The 23,344-nt window shown below is 42.5% G+C and carries 23 protein-coding genes; 21 read left to right on the top strand and 2 right to left on the bottom strand.

Translation table 11 applies throughout. The features are described from left to right. Positions 1 to 402 (bottom strand): flagellar export chaperone FliS, encoded by a 402-nt coding sequence (gene fliS / locus L0Z67_RS12210; RefSeq protein WP_062569718.1) that lies wholly within the window; start codon positions 400 to 402, stop codon positions 1 to 3. A 307-nt stretch (positions 403 to 709) separates the two neighbouring features. Between fliS and L0Z67_RS12205 the strand changes: the two genes are divergently transcribed. After that, positions 710 to 2,149, top strand: coding sequence for a sigma-54 dependent transcriptional regulator (locus tag L0Z67_RS12205; RefSeq protein WP_062569719.1), 1,440 nt, complete (start codon positions 710 to 712; stop codon positions 2,147 to 2,149). 113 nt (positions 2,150 to 2,262) lie between these two features. Here L0Z67_RS12205 and L0Z67_RS12200 read toward each other — a convergent pair whose 3' ends face one another. Continuing rightward, positions 2,263 to 2,850 (bottom strand): DNA-3-methyladenine glycosylase I, encoded by a 588-nt coding sequence (locus tag L0Z67_RS12200; protein WP_237114308.1) that lies wholly within the window; start codon positions 2,848 to 2,850, stop codon positions 2,263 to 2,265. A 128-nt stretch (positions 2,851 to 2,978) separates the two neighbouring features. On the opposite strand from L0Z67_RS12200, the gene L0Z67_RS12195 reads away from it, so the two are divergent. The 20 genes from L0Z67_RS12195 to L0Z67_RS12100 all read left to right on the top strand — a co-directional run bounded on the left by L0Z67_RS12195 (position 2,979) and on the right by L0Z67_RS12100 (position 23,329). After that, a complete protein-coding gene (locus L0Z67_RS12195) occupies positions 2,979 to 4,091 on the top strand; it encodes a PAS domain-containing sensor histidine kinase (protein ID WP_062569721.1) in 1,113 nt (370 codons plus the stop codon). Next, positions 4,088 to 5,494, top strand: coding sequence for a sigma-54 dependent transcriptional regulator (locus L0Z67_RS12190; RefSeq protein ID WP_062569722.1), 1,407 nt, complete (start codon positions 4,088 to 4,090; stop codon positions 5,492 to 5,494). Before L0Z67_RS12195 ends, L0Z67_RS12190 begins: the two co-directional genes overlap by 4 nt. 167 nt (positions 5,495 to 5,661) lie before the next feature. Continuing rightward, entirely contained in the window at positions 5,662 to 5,994 is a 333-nt protein-coding gene (fliE, locus tag L0Z67_RS12185; RefSeq protein WP_062569723.1) for a flagellar hook-basal body complex protein FliE, read from the top strand. 20 nt (positions 5,995 to 6,014) lie between these two features. Continuing rightward, positions 6,015 to 7,730 (top strand): flagellar basal-body MS-ring/collar protein FliF, encoded by a 1,716-nt coding sequence (fliF, locus tag L0Z67_RS12180; protein ID WP_062569724.1) that lies wholly within the window; start codon positions 6,015 to 6,017, stop codon positions 7,728 to 7,730. Continuing rightward, positions 7,723 to 8,760: a flagellar motor switch protein FliG gene (gene fliG, locus L0Z67_RS12175; protein WP_062569725.1), complete on the top strand. Its 1,038-nt coding sequence runs from the start codon at positions 7,723 to 7,725 to the stop codon at positions 8,758 to 8,760. The genes fliF and fliG overlap by 8 nt, the downstream gene beginning before the upstream one ends. A gap of 3 nt (positions 8,761 to 8,763) precedes the next feature. Next, positions 8,764 to 9,582, top strand: a complete 819-nt coding sequence (gene fliH, locus L0Z67_RS12170) for a flagellar assembly protein FliH (protein WP_405128062.1) — start codon at positions 8,764 to 8,766, stop codon at positions 9,580 to 9,582. Positions 9,583 to 9,600: 18 nt separating this feature from the next. Continuing rightward, a complete protein-coding gene (gene fliI / locus L0Z67_RS12165; protein ID WP_062569727.1) occupies positions 9,601 to 10,932 on the top strand; it encodes a flagellar protein export ATPase FliI in 1,332 nt (443 codons plus the stop codon). Further along, a complete protein-coding gene (gene fliJ, locus L0Z67_RS12160; RefSeq protein ID WP_062569728.1) occupies positions 10,932 to 11,387 on the top strand; it encodes a flagellar export protein FliJ in 456 nt (151 codons plus the stop codon). The genes fliI and fliJ overlap by 1 nt, the downstream gene beginning before the upstream one ends. A gap of 92 nt (positions 11,388 to 11,479) precedes the next feature. Further along, positions 11,480 to 13,309 (top strand): flagellar hook-length control protein FliK, encoded by a 1,830-nt coding sequence (locus L0Z67_RS12155; protein WP_237114307.1) that lies wholly within the window; start codon positions 11,480 to 11,482, stop codon positions 13,307 to 13,309. Between the two features lie 78 nt (positions 13,310 to 13,387). Continuing rightward, positions 13,388 to 13,912 (top strand): flagellar basal body-associated protein FliL, encoded by a 525-nt coding sequence (fliL, locus tag L0Z67_RS12150; RefSeq protein ID WP_062569730.1) that lies wholly within the window; start codon positions 13,388 to 13,390, stop codon positions 13,910 to 13,912. Between the two features lie 9 nt (positions 13,913 to 13,921). Continuing rightward, the gene (fliM, locus tag L0Z67_RS12145) at positions 13,922 to 15,013 is read left to right on the top strand and encodes a flagellar motor switch protein FliM (protein ID WP_062569731.1); all 1,092 of its coding nucleotides are present in this window, start codon (positions 13,922 to 13,924) and stop codon (positions 15,011 to 15,013) included. A gap of 22 nt (positions 15,014 to 15,035) precedes the next feature. Next, positions 15,036 to 15,437, top strand: coding sequence for a flagellar motor switch protein FliN (gene fliN / locus L0Z67_RS12140; RefSeq protein ID WP_405128061.1), 402 nt, complete (start codon positions 15,036 to 15,038; stop codon positions 15,435 to 15,437). Further along, entirely contained in the window at positions 15,434 to 15,817 is a 384-nt protein-coding gene (fliO, locus tag L0Z67_RS12135) for a flagellar biosynthetic protein FliO (RefSeq protein ID WP_062569733.1), read from the top strand. Before fliN ends, fliO begins: the two co-directional genes overlap by 4 nt. Before the next feature lie 4 nt (positions 15,818 to 15,821). Then, positions 15,822 to 16,562, top strand: a complete 741-nt coding sequence (gene fliP / locus L0Z67_RS12130; RefSeq protein WP_062569734.1) for a flagellar type III secretion system pore protein FliP — start codon at positions 15,822 to 15,824, stop codon at positions 16,560 to 16,562. A 39-nt stretch (positions 16,563 to 16,601) separates the two neighbouring features. Next, on the top strand, positions 16,602 to 16,871 hold the full coding sequence (gene fliQ / locus L0Z67_RS12125) for a flagellar biosynthesis protein FliQ (protein ID WP_062569735.1): 270 nt from the start codon (positions 16,602 to 16,604) through the stop codon (positions 16,869 to 16,871). Beyond that, on the top strand, positions 16,872 to 17,651 hold the full coding sequence (gene fliR, locus L0Z67_RS12120; RefSeq protein ID WP_062569736.1) for a flagellar biosynthetic protein FliR: 780 nt from the start codon (positions 16,872 to 16,874) through the stop codon (positions 17,649 to 17,651). A 9-nt stretch (positions 17,652 to 17,660) separates the two neighbouring features. Beyond that, entirely contained in the window at positions 17,661 to 18,791 is a 1,131-nt protein-coding gene (flhB, locus tag L0Z67_RS12115) for a flagellar biosynthesis protein FlhB (protein ID WP_062569737.1), read from the top strand. 71 nt (positions 18,792 to 18,862) lie between these two features. Further along, positions 18,863 to 20,974 carry a flagellar biosynthesis protein FlhA gene (flhA, locus tag L0Z67_RS12110; protein WP_062569738.1) on the top strand — a complete coding sequence of 704 codons (2,112 nt, stop codon included), beginning with the start codon at positions 18,863 to 18,865 and terminating at the stop codon, positions 20,972 to 20,974. A gap of 20 nt (positions 20,975 to 20,994) precedes the next feature. Continuing rightward, a complete protein-coding gene (flhF, locus tag L0Z67_RS12105; RefSeq protein ID WP_062569739.1) occupies positions 20,995 to 22,476 on the top strand; it encodes a flagellar biosynthesis protein FlhF in 1,482 nt (493 codons plus the stop codon). Further along, entirely contained in the window at positions 22,469 to 23,329 is an 861-nt protein-coding gene (locus tag L0Z67_RS12100) for a MinD/ParA family protein (RefSeq protein ID WP_062569740.1), read from the top strand. The genes flhF and L0Z67_RS12100 overlap by 8 nt, the downstream gene beginning before the upstream one ends. Positions 23,330 to 23,344 lie beyond the last annotated feature (15 nt).

Genomic DNA, 23,344 nt, shown 5'->3' with positions numbered 1-23,344 from the left:
TTATTGATCAGCTTTAGGTGTGCGCTCATCTGCTGGAATGGCATCCCAGCCTTCTTTTATTTCTTTTACGATTCGAATAACGTCATCAATTGCATCAATATCATTATTGATATTTGCTTCTGTTAGACGGCGTTGGCAAAAGTCGTAAAGTGATAAAAGGTTATTAGAAATTTCTCCGCCTTTCTCAAAGTTTAAAGCGTCTTGTAAAGCGCCAAACAATAAAATGCTACTAGAGATATTCTCACCCTTTTTTTCCAGTTCTTTACGTTCAATAAAGCCCTTTGTTGCCGCTAATCTGCCAATGATATTATTGAAGATAAGGTTTATCTGCTCGTACGGTGTCATTTCGTTGATGTTGCTAACGCTAACCTGACTGTACTTTTTTACTGAGATGTGTGCCATGAGAAAATCCTATAATTAAAACACCAATTAATAAAACAAATCTAAGCAATATTAGTGCCATAGATAGTATCGGCAGAATTAACTTTTTCTTTATCTTAGTCTAGATGAATTATACAAATGTGCGTAGCTGCACTAAAGCAAAAACTTCTCTATTGAGTTAAGTTAGTAGTTTAGTATTGCTTTTTCTACTAAGTGACTATTTTTTGGCGTTGATGTCAATAAATTGCCGCTTTGCGCTTGCATCCCGTTCAAACTCGCTTACAATTTAAAAATTAACTAACCGAGTGGTAACTGTGGTTCGCCAATAATGATCTTAATTTTAGACAATAATAATAATCGTGCGATAGGTTTACATGCAGCACTTACCTTTATAGGTGAAGCTGTTCAATTGGTTGATGAGTCAACACTACAAACATTTTGTGAGAAGCATCAACAGCAAGAATGTATGGTGATTCTTGGGGCTTTACAGCAACTAAGCCATGAAACCGTTATAAAGCAGTTTCCTGCTATCCCATTCTTATTGATAGGTGAAACACTCAAGCCTTTATTGAGTATTGCTAACGTGGTGGGGTTAATTTGTGAACCCTTTAACCATGATGTAACTACCCAGCTTTTGCATGATTGTCAGCAATATCAACGTATGTTGCCAGGCGAGCATAAACAGTCTAAATCGCATAAATCATTTGATGGTTTAGTGGGTGAAACTGATGCAGTCAAAGACGTTCGCTTTTTAATTGAACAAGTCGCAAAAACAGATGCCAATGTGCTCATTTTAGGTGAATCTGGCACTGGTAAAGAAGTTGTTGCCCGTAATGTTCACTTATTGTCTAAGCGTAACACAGGACCATTTGTTCCAGTAAACTGCGGAGCAATCCCTGGGGAGTTACTTGAAAGTGAGTTATTTGGTCATGAAAAAGGCGCTTTTACAGGTGCGATTTCTGCACGTAAAGGTCGCTTCGAATTGGCCCAAGGTGGTACGCTCTTTTTAGATGAAATTGGTGACATGCCATTGCAAATGCAGGTGAAGTTACTACGTGTTTTACAAGAGAGAAGCTATGAGCGGGTAGGGGGGACTAAGCCTATTCAGGCTGATGTGCGCATCATTGCTGCAACCCACAGAAATCTTGAGGATATGATCGAAAAAGGGGATTTTCGTGAAGATCTTTTTTATCGCTTAAATGTATTTCCGATTGAAAACCCATCACTAAGTGAACGCGCAGACGATATTCCACTGTTATTAAAAGAGTTAATGCGCCGTGTAAACGAGCAAAGTGGCACCACAGCCAAGTTCACTGAGCGCGCGATTCAAAGTTTAAAAGAGCATGCGTGGCCTGGCAATATTCGAGAGCTGGCGAACCTTGTTGAGCGTATGGTAATCATGTTCCCTGATAAGGTCGTTGATGTACCAGACTTACCAAGCAAATACCGCTATATTGAAGTCGATGCCTATGAACCTGAATACCCTGAAGAGTTGATGGAGCGAGATGCCTTTAACGATATTTTCAGCAGTGGTTTTAGCGATTACGAGGACGAAGAGCCTGAACTTTCAGCCGCGTCAGCTGATTCAGGGTTATTACCTGAAGAAGGTATTGAGCTAAAAGAGTATTTAGCAGATTTAGAAATAAGCCTGATTAGCCAAGCCCTTGAGCGTTATGACTATGTGGTGGCACGTGCCGCTGAAATTTTAGGTGTACGCCGTACAACCCTAGTCGAAAAAATGAAAAAGTATAATCTGTCGCGAGATTAACCTGCTTTAGCTTTTCATTATTACCCCAAAAAATGTGTAGGTCATATTAGCAACACGCTGTGATAGATGACCTACTTGTTTTTATTCGCTTCAAATTAACACTAATCGTGCAATCAATACTGCGCAATTATTTCAGCTTTTCTAAAACAACCATTACTGTGATCATTAACCATACCGCATGCTTGCATATGCGCATACACGGTTGTTGGTCCTAAAAATTTAAAGCCGCGCTTTTTTAGATCTTTAGCAAAAGCGGTCGAGGCTTCTGTAATTGCAGGGTAATCCTCTCGCTTTTCAAGGTTATTCACTAGTGGTTTACCACCTACAAACTGCCATTGATAGTTTGAGAAACTACCAAATTCTCGTTGAATCTCTAAAAAGCAGTTAGCATTGTTGATTGTTGCAGCAATTTTCAAACGATTACGGATAATGCTGTCATCTTGCATTAAACGTTCTATATCGCTTTCATTCATTTTGGCGACGTCATCGACGACAAAGTTTTTAAATGCTCTGCGATAACCTTCACGCTTTTTCAAAATAGTGTACCAACTGAGTCCTGCTTGTGCAGACTCAAGAGTAATGAACTCAAAAAGACGATGATCATCGTAGACGGGTACACCCCATTCTTCATCATGATAGGCCACATAATCTTCTTTACTGATGTCGAGCCATGGGCAGCGACAAAGGTGTTCTTTTTGCATCGTTCCCTCGCAGTTGTCATTTTTTTGTCGTTGTTAAATTAACCTTTAATTTATTGAATTTAAACAATAATAAATTTGGTATGGTTTGTGCATTTACACTGTCAGACACGATTTTTGAGTAGTTAATTATGGCCTTGGCAAATGTACTAAAACCACAATTTATCACAGCTAATCAATATAACCCATGTTTACAGCAAGAAGAGTATGTGGGGGAATTAAGTGAGCTTCGCCAGCAAGCGAGTTGGCTTAGTCATTTGGTTGATACTATGCCTGCAGGTGTGGTGGTGCTAGATGGGCGCGGCATGATTGCAAAAGCAAATCAAATCGCGATAGACATGCTGGGTGAGCCATTAGAAGGTGAAAAGTGGTTTAGCGTTATTCAGCGCTCGTTTCGCCCTAAGCAAGATGATGGTCATGAGGTGTCATTAAAAGATGGTCGTTTAATCAAGCTCGATATTACAGCCCTAGCCCCTGAGCCTGGGCAACTCATCCTAATGACAGATTTGACCGAAACGCGCAGGTTGCAAAAGCGTGTAGCGCATATGCAACGTTTAAGTGCCCTTGGCAAAATGGTTGCTTCTCTTGCTCATCAAGTCAGGACGCCGCTTTCAGCAGCTATGCTATATGCTGCAAACTTAGGCTCGAAGCGATTACCTGAAGCATCGCGTGGTAATTTCCATACTAAGTTAATGTCGCGTTTAAAAGATTTAGAAACCCAAGTGAATGACATGCTTTTATTTGCTAAAAGCGGTGAGCAGCAAGTTGTTGAAAGTGTCTCGATGCAACAGCTTTTAAGTGAAGTTAAAGCGGGTGCCGATGCAATGGTTGCCCAAAATCACAGCGAGCTTGTCGTTAGTTTACCTGAGCCAGATATCGAAATTGTCGGTAATAAAACCGCACTGGCAAGTGCCGTTCAAAACCTTATTCATAATAGTATTCAAATAATTGGCAGTCAGGCACGTGTTGAGCTGAGTGCTGAGCGAGATGACAAAGATGAAAATTGCGTGCGCATAAGTGTCAGCGACAATGGCCCAGGTATTGATACTCGTTTAGCAGATAAATTATTTGAACCGTTTTTTACCACTAAAAGCCAAGGTACAGGGCTTGGACTGGCTGTAGTCAGCTCAGTCGCCAATGCCCATCAAGGGCGGGTTGAAGTATATAACAACGCACATGGTGGTGCCTGTTTTAGTTTGATCTTGCCTATTAGTGCAGAACCTATGTTAGCGGAGGCAAAATGAGTACTCATCCTATTTTAGTCGTTGAAGATGACGCAGGCCTACGAGAAGCGCTGATTGATACACTAGAAATGTCAGGTATTGATTGTATTGCTGCCGATAGTGCCGAGCAGGCGATGGTCTTGTTAAAACAAAATACCTATGCATTGGTAGTCAGTGATGTGCAAATGGGCACTATGAGTGGTCTCGACTTATTGCGCAGCATTAAATTGAATTACCCAGAGTTGCCCGTTTTGATGATGACAGCGTATGCCACCATTGATGATGCGGTTGAAGCAATGCGCCTTGGTGCTATTGACTATATGGCCAAGCCGTTTGCGCCAGAAGTGCTCCTTAATATGGTCAGTCGTTATTTACCAGAGAAAGAAAAAGAGACCGAAGGCCCGATTGTCGCAGATCCATCAAGCATAAAGCTACTTGAGCTGGCCAGTAAAGTGGCTCGCTCTGACGCCAGTGTTATGGTGCTTGGCCCAAGTGGGTCAGGTAAAGAAGTCTTAGCGCGTTATATTCACGATAAATCAAGCCGTGCTGACGCGCCTTTTGTTGCAATTAACTGCGCAGCCATCCCCGAAAACATGCTTGAGGCAACATTATTTGGTTACGAAAAAGGTGCTTTTACAGGCGCTATTCAAGCTTGCCCAGGTAAATTTGAACAGGCGCAAGGCGGCACTATTTTACTTGATGAAATCACTGAGATGGACTTAGGGCTGCAAGCAAAATTACTGCGTGTATTACAAGAGCGTGAAGTGGAGCGACTGGGTAGCCGTAAAACGATTGAACTTGATGTTCGTGTTTTGGCAACCAGCAACCGTGATCTAAAAGACGCTGTTAGTAACAATTTATTCAGAGAAGACTTATACTATCGTTTAAATGTATTCCCACTGATGTGGCGGCCACTTGCTGAGCGTCCAGGTGACATTATTATTCTGGCTGAGCATTTGATTGAACGACACTGCTTGAAAAGCAAAGAGCCAATTGCACTGATTACAGAAGGCGCAAAGCAGAAGTTACTAGCGCATGCGTGGCCTGGTAACGTACGTGAGCTTGATAATGTCATTCAACGGGCACTCATTTTATGTGATGGCAACAGTATTCATGAGAATGATATTTTCATCGAAGAGTTGTTATCACCAAGTTCAGAGCCAACCCAATCGGCTCCATCACATAATGCCCCGATTTACCAAGAGCAGCCTGTAGAGCCTCAGCTTGCGAGTATTCCTCAAGTGAACGAGCAAGGTAATTATAAAGACGAACTCAAAGATAAAGAGCATCGTATTATCTTAGAGACGCTAGCTAAATGCCAAGGCAAACGCAAAGAGGTTGCTGAGACTTTAGGAATTAGTCCTCGTACACTTAGGTATAAGTTGGCGCAAATGCGTGACCTTGGGATCGCATTACCAGCCTAATCCATATTTTTTCTTACACAAACAAGCTCACATTATCGTGAGCTTGTTTGCTGTCAAAACTCTGACAACAACAAATTAAATAATAACCAATTGTTTTTATTGGTTTTTATTTGTGGCACGCTTTGTGCATTTTACTTATTAAGTGAACTGCATCGTCAGAGAGTATTATGAAAATTCAAAACAGCGCATTATTTCAAGAAATGCAATCTATGGCTCTAGAAGCGGGCCGTAGCCAGTCAGTTAATAACTTACCAACACAAGCTCAGCCGACTTCATCAGCACAGTTTGGTGATTTACTTAGTAATGCGCTTGATAACGTTAATGGCCTACAACAAGACGCTAAGCAAAAAGTCACCGCATTAGAGATGGGAGATCGCAGTGTTTCTTTGGCAGAAGTGATGATAGCTTCGCAAAAGTCTTCAGTGGCTTTTGAGGCGACGGTACAAGTAAGAAACAAACTTGTTGAAGCATATAAAGACATTATGAACATGCCTGTTTAACTAGGTAGTGGAGAATTATTGTGGCGCAATCTAATCAATCAACTGATCTAGCCTTAGCAGGTGGTGGAGTCGATTCACCTGATACTGAGGAACAACAAGAGCAAAAGTCTGGATACTTAAGTGCCCTGAACGGTGTGGATGTACTTCGTCAGGTTACGTTAGTTATTGCATTGGCTATCTGTTTGGCAATCGCTATTTTTATCATTATTTGGGCTCGTCAGCCTGATATGCGACCGCTTGGTAAAATGCCAACGGAAGAGCTTATTCAAACTCTCGACTTTTTAGATGCTCAAAAGATTGATTATGAATTAGATGGTAATGTCATTTCGGTTGAAGAAGGCGAATACCAAAATATTAAGCTATTGATGGCTCGTGAAGGCCTTGAGCAAGCGCCAAGCTCAGGTACTGATATCATCATGCAAGATATGGGATTTGGTGTAAGCCAACGCCTTGAACGAGAACGTTTAAAACATGGCCGTGAGCAGCAGCTTGCGCGCACCATTGAAGAGCTAAAAAATGTAACTCGCGCCAAAGTACTTTTAGCTATTCCAAAAGAAAACGTATTTGCTCGTCGTGAAAAACAGCCTTCTGCTACGGTGGTGCTAACGCTTAAGCGTGGCCGCACACTTGATGGTGAAGAAGTTGACTCAGTGGTTGATATTATTGCGTCAGCTGTACAAGGGCTGTCACCTGAGCGCGTTACAGTTACCGATCAAAATGGCCGTTTACTTAACTCAGGCTCACAAAATTCACTGGCAGCTCGCTCACGTAAAGAGTATGAAATTGAGCGCAAACGTGAAGAAGAATATCTTAATAAAATCGATAGTATCCTTATCCCTGTCGTGGGGTTAGGCAACTACACAGCGCAAGTAGATTTGAATATGGACTTTAGTGCCGTTGAAGAAACTCAAAAGCGCTTTAACCCAGATTTACCTGCCGTGCGCAGTGAAACAACGTTTGAAGAAAATAACATTGGTGGTTTAGCGGTTGGTATTCCTGGTGCCTTAACAAACCAGCCGCCTGTTAACTCTGATATCCCTGAGGTAGCGGGTCAAGGTGCTGCTGGCACAGCAACTAACCCAAGTCGCTCTCACAAAGAAGCAACCCGTAATTATGAGTTAGATACAACGATTTCACATAAACGTCAGCAAACAGGGGTTATCCGTCGTATTAGTGTATCTGTTGCCGTTGACTACGTGCCTCAAGTCGGTGAAAACGGTGAAACAACAATGGTACCGCGCTCGGTTGAGGCATTGTCAAATATCCGTCGCTTATTACAAGGTGGTGTTGGCTTTGATATGCAGCGTGGTGATGCGCTAGAAGTTGTAACCGTGCCTTTTGTTCGCCAAGACACAGGAGAAGCAATCGAAATACCACTGTGGGAACAAGAGTGGTTCATGAAAATGCTACGTTTAGCGCTGGGCGCCTTGGTAATCATTGTACTAATAATTGCTGTTGTTAAACCGATGCTGAAACGCTTAATTTACCCAGATGATACACTGGAAGAATATGATGAAGATGCGCTAAGCTCAGGTATAGATATTGGTGATAGTACGCTAGATATGCTAAATAAAGACTTTGACTCGGCTGCTGTAGGATTCTCAAGTGATGGTACACTACAGCTACCAGATTTACATGGCGATGAAGATTTACTTAAAGCAGTGCGAGCACTGGTAGCAAATGAGCCTGAATTGTCTTCACAAGTAGTGAAAGCGTGGTTAACAGAAGATGACTGATCAAGAAAAACAACTACCTGCGGCGTTTGATGTCGACAAATTAGACGGCGTAGATAAAGCCGCGATACTTTTGCTGAGTTTATCAGAAGAGGATGCAGCACAAATCCTAAAACACTTAGAGCCAAAACAGGTTCAAAAAGTCGGGATGGCAATGGCTGCGCTGGATGATTTATCGCAAGCAAAAATTAGCGCTGTACATAACTTGTTTATTGAACAAATTCAAAGCTTTAGTACTATTGGTTTCCAATCTGAAGACTTTATTAAGAAAGCACTAACCGCAGCCCTAGGTGAAGATAAAGCAGCAAGCTTAATCGATCAGATTGTAATGGGCTCAGGTGCGAAAGGCCTCGATTCGTTAAAATGGATGGACTCTAAACAGGTTGCTAATATTATTCGTAATGAGCACCCGCAGATCCAGACCATTGTGTTATCTTATTTAGAGCCAGAGCAGTCTGCGGAGATCTTGTCGCAGTTCCCAGAAAAAGTGCGCCTCGATTTAACCATGCGTATTGCTAACCTTGAAGAAGTTCAACCTGCTGCACTCCAAGAATTAAACGAAATCATGGAGAAACAGTTTGCTGGTCAAGCAGGTGCACAAGCAGCTAAAATGGGTGGCTTGAAAGCCGCGGCAGATATCATGAACTACCTAGATACGAATGTTGAAGGTCAGTTGATGGATTCAATCCGTGAGCATGACGAAGAAATGTCGCAACAAATCCAAGACTTAATGTTTGTCTTCGAAAACTTAATGGATGTAGAAGATAGAGGCATTCAAGCGATTCTTCGTGAAGTGCAACAAGATGTACTGATGAAAGCAATCAAAGGTACCGACGAAGCACTGAAAGAAAAGATCCTAAGCAATATGTCAAAACGTGCCGCAGAACTGCTTGCTGATGACTTAGAAGCAATGGGGCCTGTGCGTATTAGTGAAGTAGAAACGGCACAAAAAGAAATTCTGTCAACAGCACGTCGCTTAGCAGATTCAGGTGAAATTATGCTTGGTGGCGGTGGTGGAGAGGAGTTCCTGTAAATTATGGATAAACCATCACTTCACCGAGGTAAACCTGTTCACGCCAGTGAAGCGGTTGATGAACTTTTAGAAAATTGGCCAATTCCTGATGTTGAACAAGATACTCGCAAGTATGCGGGACGCTCTACTGCATTTGGCACGCCTTTAGCTGATTTATATCGTAAAGAGCAAGAAAAAGCACCCGCAAAGGAAGAGCCTGAAGAGCCAGAAATACCCGCATTAACAATGGCTGAGCTTGAAAAAATTCGTCAAGATGCGTTTGAGGAAGGTTTAAAGCAAGGCCATGAGCAAGGCTATATTGATGGCTTCGAAAAAGGTGTAGGTGAAGGAAAAGAAGCCGGCTACAAAGAAGGTGTAGAGTTAGGTAAAACCCAAGGCCAAGAAGAAGTTAAGCCTATAATTGAAGAGCAACTCACGATATTACGTGGCTTACTTGATAGCCTATCAAATCCTTTATCACAAGTGGATGAAAGCGCTGAAAAACAGCTCGTGCAACTGGCTGTGATGTTAAGTGAGTCACTGATTTATCAAGAAATTAAAACCTCGCCAGATATTGTTTTACATGCCTTAAAACAGGCGATAGATGCGCTAGGTGACGAACAAACAAAAGTACGTATTCACTTACACCCTGATGATATTAAACTCGTCACAGAAGGTTATGGTGAACAAACTGTTGCAGACAATCACTGGCAGTTAGTGGCAGAACCGACCCTTGAACGCGGCGGATGTGAAGTTAAAACATCTCAGTCATCGATAGATATGACCGTAAAAACCCGCGTCAAAGAAACATTGGAAAACTTTTTGCATAACAGTGGTATCTAACCACTTTTTAGGCTCAGTATGAGTAGTCAAACACCCCTTGGCGAACGTTTAAAGCGTTATGAAAAGCACATAAAAGTCAGTAAGCCTGCTGTCGCAGGCATTTTGACGCGCGTTGTCGGTTTAACTCTCGAAGCGAAAGGTCTTCGCGCACCGGTTGGTAGCCAGTGCAAAATTGAAACAATCAATGGTTATGTTGACGCTGAGGTTGTTGGTTTTAATGATCAAACCTTATATTTAATGCCAAATGATCATATTTCCGGCGTGTTACCTGGCGCACGGGTTATTCCCCAAGTTAACGAAACAGGCTTGCCTGTGGGTATGAGTCTACTCGGTCGTGTTATTGATGGTCTTGGTCGTCCACTTGACGGCTTAGGTGCAATTAAGGCTGAGCATTACCTGAAGTTTGCACAAAACGCGATTAACCCTCTTGCCAGACGTCCAATTAGCCAGCCAATGGATGTTGGGGTGCGGGCGATCAATTCCGTTATCACTGTTGGACAAGGTCAGCGTATGGGCTTATTTGCAGGCTCAGGTGTGGGTAAGTCAGTGTTACTGGGTATGATGACCAGAGGCTCAGAAGCCGATGTCATCGTAGTTGGTTTAGTGGGAGAACGTGGCCGTGAGGTAAAAGAATTTATTGAAGAAATTCTTGGTGTTGAAGGGCGTAAACGTTCTGTTGTTGTTGCTGCACCTGCTGATGCATCACCGCTTATGCGTTTAAAAGGCTGTGAAAGTGCCGTCACAATTGCCGAATATTTTCGTGATCAAGGTCTCAATGTGTTACTGCTGCTTGATTCAGTGACTCGTTACGCGATGGCGCAGCGTGAAATCGCGCTCGCTGTAGGTGAGCCTCCGGCAACAAAAGGTTATCCGCCTTCCGTATTTGCAAAATTACCCGCATTAGTTGAGCGTGCTGGTAACGGTGGTGAAGGGCAAGGTTCTATTACTGCATTTTTTACTGTGCTGAGCGAGGGGGATGACATGCAAGACCCTATTGCCGATTCTGCCCGTGCTATTTTGGATGGTCACATCGTGTTATCGCGAGACTTAGCTGATAGTGGTCATTATCCTGCCATCGATATTGAAAAGTCTATTTCACGGGTTATGCCTCAAGTTGTCTCAGAGCCGCACATGCAACAAGCAAGAGTGCTTAAACAAGTCTATTCTATGTACCAGCAGAATAAAGACATGATTACGCTGGGAGCTTATCAAAAAGGAACAGATCCTATGCTTGATCAAGCAATTAATATGATGCCAGCAGTGAATCAGTTTTTACAACAAGGCATGAAGGATGTGATCAGCTATGACGATGGCTTACAAGGCCTAGCACAACTGTTAGGACAAGCATAATGGCTAAAAATAAACTTGATTTATTACTAAAGCTTGAGAACGATAAAGAAGAATCACTGCGTATGGATTACTTAAAAGCACAGCAGCACTTGCAAAGTAACCAACAAAAGCTACAAGGCTTAAATAACTTTCGTCTTGAATACTCACAGCAGTTGCATACTAAAGGGCGTTCAGGGTTATCAAGCGCAGGCTTTAGCCAGTACCACTCGTTTATTGCCAAAATAGAAGAAGCGATTCGTCAACAGGCAAGCACCGTGAATACTGCAAAGCAAGTTGTTGCGCAGCGAAAAACTCTGTGGTTAAAACAGCAAGTTAAAGCAAAAGCGGTTGCTAAGCTTATCGAAAAACAGGCAATTAAGCAGGCCGCGGCAGTCGCTAAAAGTGAGCAAAAAATGCTGGACGAGTTCGCTTCAAATCAATTCTATCAACGCCAGTTGAAAAATCCGACACTGTAATTTTTTAGGCATATAATTTGCATTTGTACTTGCTAGTAACATTTATTTTGGCACTTACGGCGGCAAATTGCCCCTTTATACTCAGGTGAATTATGGCGATCAGTGAAATTAATTTGCAAGTAAAAACAGAGCAAGGTACTGGTTTTTCAAGTAAAGAAACAGATTCTTCAGAGCAATCATCAGATGTAAGCTTTTTATCAACGCTTACACAAGCTCATGATGCGGCAAATGAAACCACCAGTAAGGATCGTCAAAGTGAACCTGTCAAACAAGTGGATGATTCAAAGCCGTCAGAAACAGCCGAAGATGAGCCAAAAAGCGAAGACAACACATTATTATCGCAAATTAATGCATCGCAAGCGATGAGTACCCACGTTAACGTCATCAATAACGCAGAAGCTGAGCAGCCAGCGAGTGCTGCTAATACACAAATTGCTAAACCTGATGGAACGCCAGTAAAAGACACGACTTCTGTTGCCAGCTTAATCGAAAAATCAAAAGTCGCGACAGCTGTTAATAACGAATTGAACGCCGCTAATTTACCGCCAAAAGATAAAGTTGAACCGGTGGTGGGTAAAGTTGCAGCTCAAAGTGATACGGTAATAGATAAGCAACTTAACATTGATGAGTTAAAAGTTGCTATGCAAAGTGAGCCAAAAGTGGCAGCAGAATTAACGAAAGCTGCGAACATTAGTGATGAACAAACAGTCCGTTTACTCGCTCAGCTACAAAAAGGAGATGGTCAAGCCGTCAGTCAATTAGCTAAAGAGCTTGCTTTATCACCAGAACAACAAGCCAAGTTGGAGCAGCAAGTAGCTGAATTAAAAGCGAGCGGCGAACTCAAAAACAGTGATATCAAAGCGATTAAATCACTGCTTAGTGAAGTATTGAACACTCACTCTAGTAATAACCCAGTTAAGCGTGACAATGCTTTACAAAACAATGAGCAAGTACTTGCAAATGAAAGTAAAGATACGACTAGTAAATTACCTCAATCAATAGAAAAACAAATAAGCGCACTGACTAAAAGTGAGCAACAAGTTTTATTGAATAAAGTGAATGAGCAGTTACACACATTGCCTGAAGATTCTGAGCAATATAACAAGTTATCCGCAGTGCAAGCACGTCTAACTGAGGCTGTAAATCATTCAGATAAGAGCGCCGCCACCACAAGCTATGCGGCGGTGCAGTCAAATAAAGACAGCACTTCGCGTTCAGAACTGGCATCAGCTAAGCCATCTGTTGATATGACTGCAGAGGCTGAACCACTAAGTGAAGCTGAGATCTTAGCTGTGAAGGAAGCAGCTAAAGAGCCTGCATCTGCACGTGTTGTGCAATTATTCAATCAATTAGCAACACAGACAACGACAGCACAAACCAGTGCCTATGAACTTGCAGCGCAGCAGCACGAACAAGCACTTGAGCTACAAAATATACAAACACAATCGGTACAACAGACGAGCAGTAAAACGGTGAGTGTTGACTCAGGCGTTATGCAAGCGATAAATATTGTAAAAAGTGACGCTGCTAAAATGTTGCAAGAGCGAGTCAGTGCACTATTAAATATCAATAATAAAGAAGCAGAAATTCGCCTCGACCCACCGGAAATGGGCAGTATGCACATTCGTATTCGCAGTGATGCAGAGCAAGCACAAATTAACTTTGTGGTTCAAAACCAGCAAGCGAAAGAAGCGCTTGAGCAATCAATGCCACGCCTGCGCGAAATGTTGGCGCAGCAAGGTATTGAGCTTGGTGAAAGTAGTATTCAACAAGGTGAATCTGGAGCGCAGCAAGACCCACAACAAGGGCAAGGGAATCTAGCGGGTAATCAACATGAAGAAGAAAGTCAGACTAGCACTGCTGCAACAAATGTCGAAACTTCTCGACAACAATCTTCATCATCAATAGATTACTATGCTTAAGTCCTGCTATTATAAGAAATAAATTAGTTACAGTATGTACTGCTTAAATAATATGCTGTAATCGTGAAGGAAGTGATAATGGCTGAAGATGTAAATTTAGAAATAGAAGATACCGGTAAAAGTAAGAAAAAGTTGATCATCATTATAGCCGTCGTTGCTATTGTGGTGGCAGCTGGCGCAGGTTATTTTCTATTTTCGGGTGATGATGCGCCCGCTGAGTCACTTGCCGATGAAACAACCGTAGCAAATAATGCTGCAGCACCTTCAAGCTCTGCAGAAGTGGGCTCTGCGCTCTATGTCGCGATGCCACGTCCATTTGTGTTCAATGTACCTGGTGCTAGTCGAGATCGTATAGTGCAAATAAAAGTGCAGCTTTTAGTGCGCGGCGAAGTCAATGAAGAAACAGCTAAAAAGCACATTCCTTTGATTGAGAGCACTTTATTAAGTGTACTTTCTACCACAACCGCCGACGAGTTGGGTACTAGCGAAGGGAAAGAAACGGTGCGAGTAGCTGCACTTGAAAAAGTTCAATCTGCATTAAACGATGTTGAGGGCAGTAAAGTGATTGAGCGGGTATTGTTTACCGGCTTTGTGATGCAATAAGGGGTCAGCGTGAGCGATTTACTATCCCAAGACGAAATTGATGCGCTATTACATGGTGTCGATGAAGTCGAAGAGGAAGATATTGGCGAAAGTGGTGATTCGGACAGTAGTACGCTTCAGTATGACTTTTCATCACAAGATCGTATTGTCCGTGGTCGTATGCCGACCTTGGAAATCGTCAACGAGCGCTTTGCAAGGCATATGCGGATCAGCTTATTTAACATGATGCGCCGTACCGCCGAAGTGTCTATCAACGGCGTGCAAATGATCAAGTTTGGCGAATACATCCATACTTTGTTTGTACCGACAAGTTTGAATATGGTGCGTTTTCGTCCCCTCAAGGGAACGGGGTTAATTACCATGGAAGCACGCTTAGTGTTTATTTTGGTAGATAACTTTTTTGGTGGAGACGGCCGCTATCATGCCAAAATAGAGGGCCGTGAATTTACCCCTACTGAACGTCGTATCGTACAAATGCTACTTAAAATAATCTTCGAAGATTATAAAGAAGCATGGGCACCTGTTATGGATGTGTCATTTGAATACCTAGACTCTGAAGTTAACCCCGCAATGGCAAACATCGTGAGCCCAACAGAGGTTGTGGTAATTAGCTCATTTCATATTGAGCTAGACGGTGGTGGCGGTGATTTTCATATTGCACTGCCTTATTCAATGCTTGAGCCGATTCGTGAGCTACTTGATGCCGGTGTACAATCTGATACTGAAGATACAGATTTACGTTGGAGTAAAGCATTACGTGATGAAATCATGGATGTTGAAGTTGATTTATCGACCCAACTACTTGAAGTCGATTTATCACTTGAACAAATAATGGAGCTTAAAGCAGGCGATATTATACCGGTTGAAATGCCGGAACATATCACAGTGTTTATTGAAGAGTTGCCAACCTTTAGGGCGAAAATGGGTCGCTCAAGGGATAATGTGGCACTTCAAATCAGCGAAAAAATTAAACGTCCTGAATCAGTTAAGTCGGAACTACATGTGTTTACAAAAGGTGGTAAAAAACTTGATTCAGATGCAGAATTAGCAGAACTAGAAGATGATTTGCACCTATCTGAAGGTGTTGATTTAGACTGGTAGTCGATTTATAAGGTTAAATATAATGAGTGATGATCAAGATACAATGGACGAATGGGCTGCGGCATTAGCCGAAGCTGAGGAAGCCGAAAATGGCACAGGTGAAGCTGCTGTCGCGGAACTTGATGAGCTTAAAGATGAAAAGCATGTACTGTCTGGCGAAGAAAAACGCAAGCTTGATACTATTTTAGATATTCCGGTTACTATTTCTATGGAAGTAGGGCGCTCTAAAATAAATATCCGTAACTTACTACAACTCAACCAAGGTTCAGTTGTTGAGTTAGACCGTGTTGCCGGTGAACCTCTTGATGTGTTAGTGAATGGCACCTTGATAGCGCACGGTGAGGTGGTCGTTGTTAATGATAAATTTGGTATTCGTCTTACAGATGTAATTAGCCAAGTTGAGCGAATTAAAAAACTACGATGATTACTTTAGCAGCACTAACAAGTGTAACCAGCACTGCAATGCCTACAGCATCACCGACGGCAGATATTCTGTCTATGGTGATGTCGCTATTTTTAGTACTTGTGGTTATTGTTGTACTTGCCTTTTTTGTCAAAAAACTTAACCCTAATCTAACCAACAGTGATGAGTTTAAGGTGATTCGTAGTTTACCGCTTGGTTCGCGAGAGCGTCTAATGGTGGTAGAGATAGATAACAGCCAGCACTTAATTGGTGTGACGCCTCATAGTATAAATTACCTACATAAGCTCGAAACACCGCTCAAAGAAAAGGAATTGCCTGAACTAGCAAAACGATTTGGCAGTTTACTTAACACTCAATCATCTCTAAATAAAAAGAACTAACGCTATGATCAAGTGGCTACTTATTTTAGCAAGTGTACTGTTTTTACCTTCTGTTCATGCTGAGGGTATCGAAGCACTCACCATTACAACGAATCCAGATGGCTCGCAAGATTACTCTGTAACCTTACAAGTCCTTGCAATTATGACTGCGCTGAGCTTCATTCCTGCCGCAGTTATTATGATGACCTCATTTACTCGTATTATTGTTGTGCTCGCTATTTTGCGTCAAGCAATTGGTTTACAACAAACGCCCTCTAATCAAATATTACTTGGTATGTCGCTATTTTTAAGCATTTTCATCATGGCACCAATTTATCAACAGGTAAATGAGCGGGCAATCGAGCCATATTTGAATGAGCAAGTGACGTCAGTACAGGCATTAGAGCTTGCAAAAGAGCCTATGAAAGCGTTTATGCTTTCCCAAGTACGTATTAAAGATCTTGAGACTTTTGCAAAGATCGCAGGTCACGATAAGCTTGACTCTCCAGAAGACACCCCGCTAATCGTGCTTATTCCTGCGTTTGTAACAAGTGAACTACAAACCGCATTTATTATCGGTTTTATGTTCTTTATACCGTTTCTCATCGTCGATTTGGTGGTTGCATCAGTACTCATGGCAATGGGTATGATGATGTTGTCGCCAATGATTGTATCTTTACCCTTTAAAATTATGCTGTTTGTTTTAGTCGATGGTTGGAGTCTTGTGATGGGGACCCTTGCAAAGAGCTTTGGTCTAGGGGTCTAGCGATGCTTAATGTGACCAATAGCAACTAGGAGCGATACGATGGAACCAGAAATCTTTGTTGATATTCTCAGTGGCGCACTTTTCTTAGTGATTAAATTAGTCTCGGCAATCGTTGTACCTGGTTTATTAGTGGGACTGGTTGTGGCTGTTTTCCAAGCGGCTACATCAATTAATGAGCAAACGTTAAGCTTTTTACCGCGTTTATTGATAACAATTAGCGCATTAATAATTGGTGGACATTGGTTTACTCAAGAGTTGATGGATTACTTTAATGGTTTAGTGTTATCAATTCCAGAGATTGCAGGGTAAATGGAATTTCCATTTGCAGTGGTCATTCAGTGGTTAAGTGACTTCTTACTACCACTGGTGCGCATTAGCTCCATGATTATGATAATGGCGGGCTTGGGCGCAAAAAACGTTCCTGCACGTATAAAATTAGGTTTGGCGGTAGTTATAACCTTAGTAGCCGTGCCTGTATTACCTCCGACGAGTTTTACTAACTTGTTTTCGTTTGAAATGATACTGGTCGTTATTCAACAAATGTTGATTGGTGTTGCTATTGGCTTTGCATCTGTTTTGCTGCTCAATACCTTTGTGCTGGCAGGGCAAATATTGGCAATGCAAACCGGTCTTGGTTTTGCGTCAGTCGTTGACCCTTCAAATGGTTTAAGCGTACCTGCTGTGGGTCAATTTTATCTCATATTAGCAACGTTATTGTTTTTTGTGTTCAATGGGCATTTGATGATGATTCAAATGGTCATCCACAGTTTTCAAGTTTTACCAATTGATGGTAGCTGGTGGTCAGTGGACCATTACTGGGATATCGTCACTTGGGGTGGCTGGATGTTCACCACAGCCCTCGTTTTAGCCTTGGCGCCATTGACTGCTATGCTAGTCATTAACATGTCGTTTGGGGTGATGACACGTGCAGCACCACAGCTTAATATTTTCTCAATTGGTTTTCCGTTCACCTTAGTGGCCGGTCTTGTGATCATTTGGGCGACGCTGGGTAACTTTATGACCCAGTTCGAGTTCCAGTGGCTGAAAATGGTTGAGTTGATGTGTAGCCTTGTTGGTTGTACCCCTTAGGAGCGCACTATGGCTGAAGATTCAGGTCAAGAAAAAACCGAAGAACCCACCAGTAAAAAAATAGAAGACGCGAAGAAAAAAGGTCAAGTAGCTCGTTCGAAAGAGCTTGGTACAATGTTTGTTCTCATGTTTTCTGCTATTTCGCTGCTTTTGTACGGGCCAGAAATTGGTAAAGGCTTGTATAACGTGATGGGGCGATTGCTTAGCTTAAATCGTAATGAAACCTATGACACCACAAAAATGTTCTCGGTTTGGGGGGTTGTGGGTGATGCCTTGCTCTTTCCTATGGCGATGTTTGTTTTTATCATCGTTATTGCTGCTTTTATTGGTAATACCTTATTGGGGGGCTTTAATTTTAGTTGGAAAGCCGCTGCGCCTAAAGCCAACAAAATGTCTCCAGCTAAAGGCATAAAACGTATGCTAGGCCCACAAGCGGGGGTTGAATTGGTGAAGTCGCTGTTAAAATTTGCGGTTGTGGCTGGTTTTGCAGTGTTTTTAATTAATACCTTTTTCGATGAGATACTGCATCTGAGTATAGAAAGTGCGCCTGGTAATATTATCCACTCCCTTGAGATTTTATCGTGGATGTTTTTAGGACTGACATGTACTTTAATTGTTATTGCAGCTATCGATGCGCCTTACCAAAGTCATAAGCATCATAAAGAGCTAAAAATGACGCTTCAAGAAGTCAAAGATGAGTATAAAAACTCAGAAGGTGACCCACAAATAAAAGCACGTATTCGTCGTACGCAACGAGAAATGTCGCAACGACGGATGATGCAAGATGTGCCTGATGCGGATGTTATTGTAACCAACCCGACTCACTACTCTGTTGCCATTAAATATGACACAGCAAAAGCAGGGGCGCCTATCGTACTTGCTAAAGGCCTTGATGAACTTGCTATGCAGATTCGTAAAGTGGGTAAGGGTAATGATGTCCCTATCGTTGAGTCGCCAGTACTGACGCGTGCGCTTTATCATACGACAGAAGTTGGGCAGCAGATACCCGATCAACTGTTCACCGCGGTTGCCCAAGTACTTGCCTATGTATTTCAGCTAAAACGCTTCAAAAAAGGCCGTGGTAAACGCCCAATCCCTCTGAATAAAAAACTGCCAATACCTGATGATTATAAATATTAGCGAGTCGCTTTATAACTTGGAATAGTTATTGCAAATTCCGTATAGTGTCAATTTTTTGAAATTGTTGAATTATGGAATTTAAAGCGGTATTACAACAACTTAATAAAGATAAAAAAGAGTATGCTAAAGGTGTGGGTACACCATTACTAGTGTTAGCTGCGCTAGGTATGGTGATTTTACCACTGCCACCTTTTCTTTTAGATATTCTTTTTTCGTTTAATATCGCGCTCGCACTTGTGGTACTTCTGGTCACGGTTTATACCATGAAGCCACTTGAGTTTGGTATGTTTCCAGCCGTATTGTTAATCGCCACGATTATGCGCCTTGCACTCAATGTTGCCAGTACCCGTGTTGTGCTACTTGAAGGTCACAACGGTGGTGACGCAGCAGGTAAGGTTATCGAAGCATTTGGCTCGGTGGTGATAGGTGGTAACTATGCCGTAGGTTTAGTGGTCTTCCTTATCCTTATTATCATTAACTTTGTTGTTATCACCAAAGGGGCAGGCCGTATTTCTGAAGTGTCAGCACGTTTCACCCTAGATGCAATGCCAGGTAAACAAATGGCGATTGACGCCGATTTAAATGCCGGTTTTATCAGTGCAGAACAAGCGCGTGAGCGCCGTGATGAAGTAACCCGTGAAGCTGATTTTTACGGTTCAATGGACGGTGCAAGTAAGTTCGTTAAAGGCGATGCCATCGCCGGTATCGTGATACTTGTAATCAATATTGTTGGTGGTTTATTTGTTGGTATGATCCAGCACGACTTAAGCTTTAGTCGAGCGATGGAGGTTTATACTCTGCTAACGATTGGTGATGGCCTAGTAGCGCAATTACCATCACTGTTACTTTCAATTGGTACGGCGATTGTTGTGACGCGTCAAAATGAGTCGCACAACATGGGGGAGCAGTTTAAAACTCAGTTAGGTAACGAAAAATCTTTATATATTGCATCGGGCATTCTAATCACCATGGGTTTAGTGCCAGGTATGCCGCATATCGCATTCTTAAGCTTAGGTGCATTGCTTGGCTATCTTGCATATTTCACGCAAAAACAAAAAGCAAAAGCCGAAGCCGAGCAAGCAGAAATCGAAGCAAATGGCGGAGCACCAGGCACCGGTGTTGCTAATAAACAAGAGCAAAAAGAGCTGGGCTGGGATGATGTTCAGCAAGTAGATGTTATTGGTCTAGAGGTTGGTTATCGTTTAATTCCACTTGTGGACCAATCACAAGGCGGAGAACTACTTAATCGCATTAAAGGCGTGCGTAAAAAGCTATCTCAAGAACTTGGTTTCTTAGTACCTCCTGTGCATATTCGCGATAACTTAGAGCTCGATCCAAATGCCTATCGCATCACGATGATGGGTGTATCAAGTGGTGAAGGTGAATTAAAGCACGGTGATGAGCTGGCAATTAACCCAGGTCAAGTATTTGGCCCAATCAAAGGTGTTGAGACAAAAGATCCTGCATTTGGCCTTGATGCAGTATGGATCAAGCCAGATCAAAAAGACGAAGCCCAATCTCTTGGTTATACGGTTGTTGATTCTGCGACTGTGGTTGCTACACACATCAGTCAGTTGCTAACGAACAGCGCAGCCTTGCTACTTGGTCACGAAGAAGTGCAAAACTTATTAGACATGCTAGCGAAGAGCCACCCACGTCTTGTTGAAGGTTTGGTGCCTGACGTTCTACCACTCACAACCGTTGTAAAAGTACTACAAAATTTACTTAATGAAGGGGTGGCAATTCGCGATATGCGCTCGATTGTTCAAACCCTTGTTGAATATGGCCCACGTAGCCAAGACCCTGATGTACTAACAGCTGCAGTACGAATTTCACTGCGTAGACTTATCGTTCAAGACGCTGTTGGTATGTCTTCTGAGATCCCTGTCATAACCTTGGCGCCTGAGTTGGAACAGATGTTGCATCAGTCACTTCAAAATGCAGGTGACGAAGGTGCCGGAATAGAACCAAGCCTTGCAGAGCGACTTCAGCAATCATTGAATGAAGCGCATCAAAACCAAGAAATGGCCGGTGAACCTTCAATACTGTTAACGTCAGGAATGTTACGTACTGTGTTATCTCGTTTTGTTAAGTACACGATTCCAGGTTTAAGGGTCATGTCTTATCAAGAGGTACCAGACGAAAGACAGATTAAGATTGTCAGCTCAGTAGGCCAACAATAGGATAGTAAAGGGGTTGAACCATGAAAATTAAACGTTTTTTTGCTAAAGATATGCGCACTGCACTTAAAGAAGTGAAAGATGAATTAGGTGTTGATGCGGTTATTATGTCAAATAAAAAGCTCGCTAACGGTGTTGAAATTGTTGCAGCTGTAGATTATGACAAGGCAGCCCCTAAAGCTGAAGCAGCGCCCGTAGCAGTGCAATCAAAACCTGCGCCACAGCCTAATTTTGTTAAGCCTGAGCCAATGCGTGCTAAACCTGAGCCGCAAGCACAAGTTGCCGATAGCCTACAAGCGTTACTTGAGCGCCAAGCCCCACGCCCTCGTTCGCCTGAGCTTGCATCTATGTTTAGCCAATCTGGTATCGATACGAGCGAACACTATCAACCTAAAGAGCCTAGTTTTCAACAGCAACAACCTGAGTATGCTCAAAAGCCACGCTACCAAGAACAAGCTGCACCTCGCATGCAAACGCAAGCCCATAGCCTAGGTTTTGATGATGACTTAGATGCAGGCTTTGATGATTTAGATTCACCGGTAGAACAGAAAAACTCTGCGCCTGCTAACCAATCAGAAATGGCGACAATGCGTGAAGAAATGAATGCGATTCGTCAATTACTCGAACATCAAGTATCGGGCTTAATGCAGCAAGATATGGCACGTCGTGATCCAACTCGTGCGTGTATGATTGACCGTTTAGCGGGGATGGGAATTGAGCGTGATGTTGCTGAGCAAATGGCGTGTTTTATTCCAGACGATGTTTCACGTCAACAAGCTTGGCAAGCACTCCTGCAAATGGTTGAAAACCAAATGCACACCACCAATAACGAAATCTTACGTCAAGGCGGCGTGTTTGCACTTGTTGGGCCTACAGGGGTTGGTAAAACAACCACCGTTGCTAAGCTTGCTGCGTTAGGAGCCCAAAAATACGGTGCCGACAAAGTTGCATTAATTACGACGGATACATACCGGATTGGTGCCTACGAACAACTTGCTACCTATGGCCGTATTATTGGCTGTGGTGTTAAACAAGTAAAAGATGCAAATGAATTGGCTGAAGTGCTATACCATTTACGTAATAAGCGACTAGTATTAATAGACACAGCGGGAATGAGCCAACGTGATTTACGCTTGACTGAGCAGCTTAATACACTAATGCGTAATCAGCGAGTTGATATTCGTAGTTACTTAGTATTAAGTGCTACAGCACAAATAAATGTGTTGCAAGAAACCGTAAGACACTTTAAAAAGGTGCAACTAAGTGGTTGTATATTCACTAAGTTGGATGAATCGCTAAGTTTAGGTGAGATTATCAGCATAGCGATTCAAAATCGTCTTCCGATAGGGTATCTTACTAATGGTCAGCGAGTTCCAGAGGATATTCGTGTTGCAAATGCCGAAAAACTAGTGAAAAAGGCTGAGCAATTGTATTTAAAACGAGCAAAAGCACAACATTCACGACGTCAAGCAGTAGCGTCGAGCACAGTAGGGATGTATGATTAACACAGTATTAGATCAAGCAAGCGGCCTGCGCAAAATGAATCAAAATAATAATAGTGGCGTTAAAGTTATCGCTGTGACTGGTGGCAAAGGTGGTGTGGGTAAAACCAATGTTTCACTAAATACCGCTATTGCACTCGGTCAGCAAGGAAATCGAGTATTAGTACTTGATGCCGATTTGGGATTGGCAAATTGTGACGTCATGCTTGGCCTTCGTGTTGAACGTAACTTATCTCATGTTTTATCTGGCGAATGTGAGCTAGATGAAATCCTTGTTGAAGGCCCTGCGGGGATTAAAATAGTCCCTGCAACCTCTGGTTCGCAGAGCATGGTGGAACTAAGCCCTTCTGAGCATGCCGGCCTTATCCGCGCTTTTAGCGAGTTAAATACAGAGTTTGATATCTTAATTGTTGATACCGCCGCGGGTATTTCCGACATGGTATTAAGCTTTTCACGTGCAGCACAAGATGTCGTTGTGGTTGTATGTGATGAACCTACCTCCATAACCGACGCCTATGCACTTATTAAAGTACTGAGCCGTGAACATGGTGTATATAAATTTAAAATTGTTGCCAATATGGTCCGCAGTATGCGTGAAGGCCAAGAATTGTTTGCTAAACTATCAAAAGTAACCGATCGTTTCTTGGATGTATCTATGGAATTAGTTGCAACAATACCGTATGACGAAAATATGCGTAAATCGACTCGACGCCAAAAAGTGATTGTTGAGTTGTTTCCTAGTTCGCCAGCAGCAGTCGCATTTAAAACATTAGCAACAAAAGCAGTTAAGTGGCCAATACCGAATCAACCATCCGGTCATTTAGAATTTTTTATTGAAAAACTAGTAAACGGCTAACTATGACAACATCGG

This window comes from Pseudoalteromonas sp. PB2-1 (genome assembly GCF_045040605.1).
Taxonomy (GTDB): domain Bacteria; phylum Pseudomonadota; class Gammaproteobacteria; order Enterobacterales; family Alteromonadaceae; genus Pseudoalteromonas; species Pseudoalteromonas arabiensis.
The sequence above is the reverse complement of the archived record's forward strand: the minus strand, read 5'-3'. Positions and strand labels throughout refer to the sequence as shown.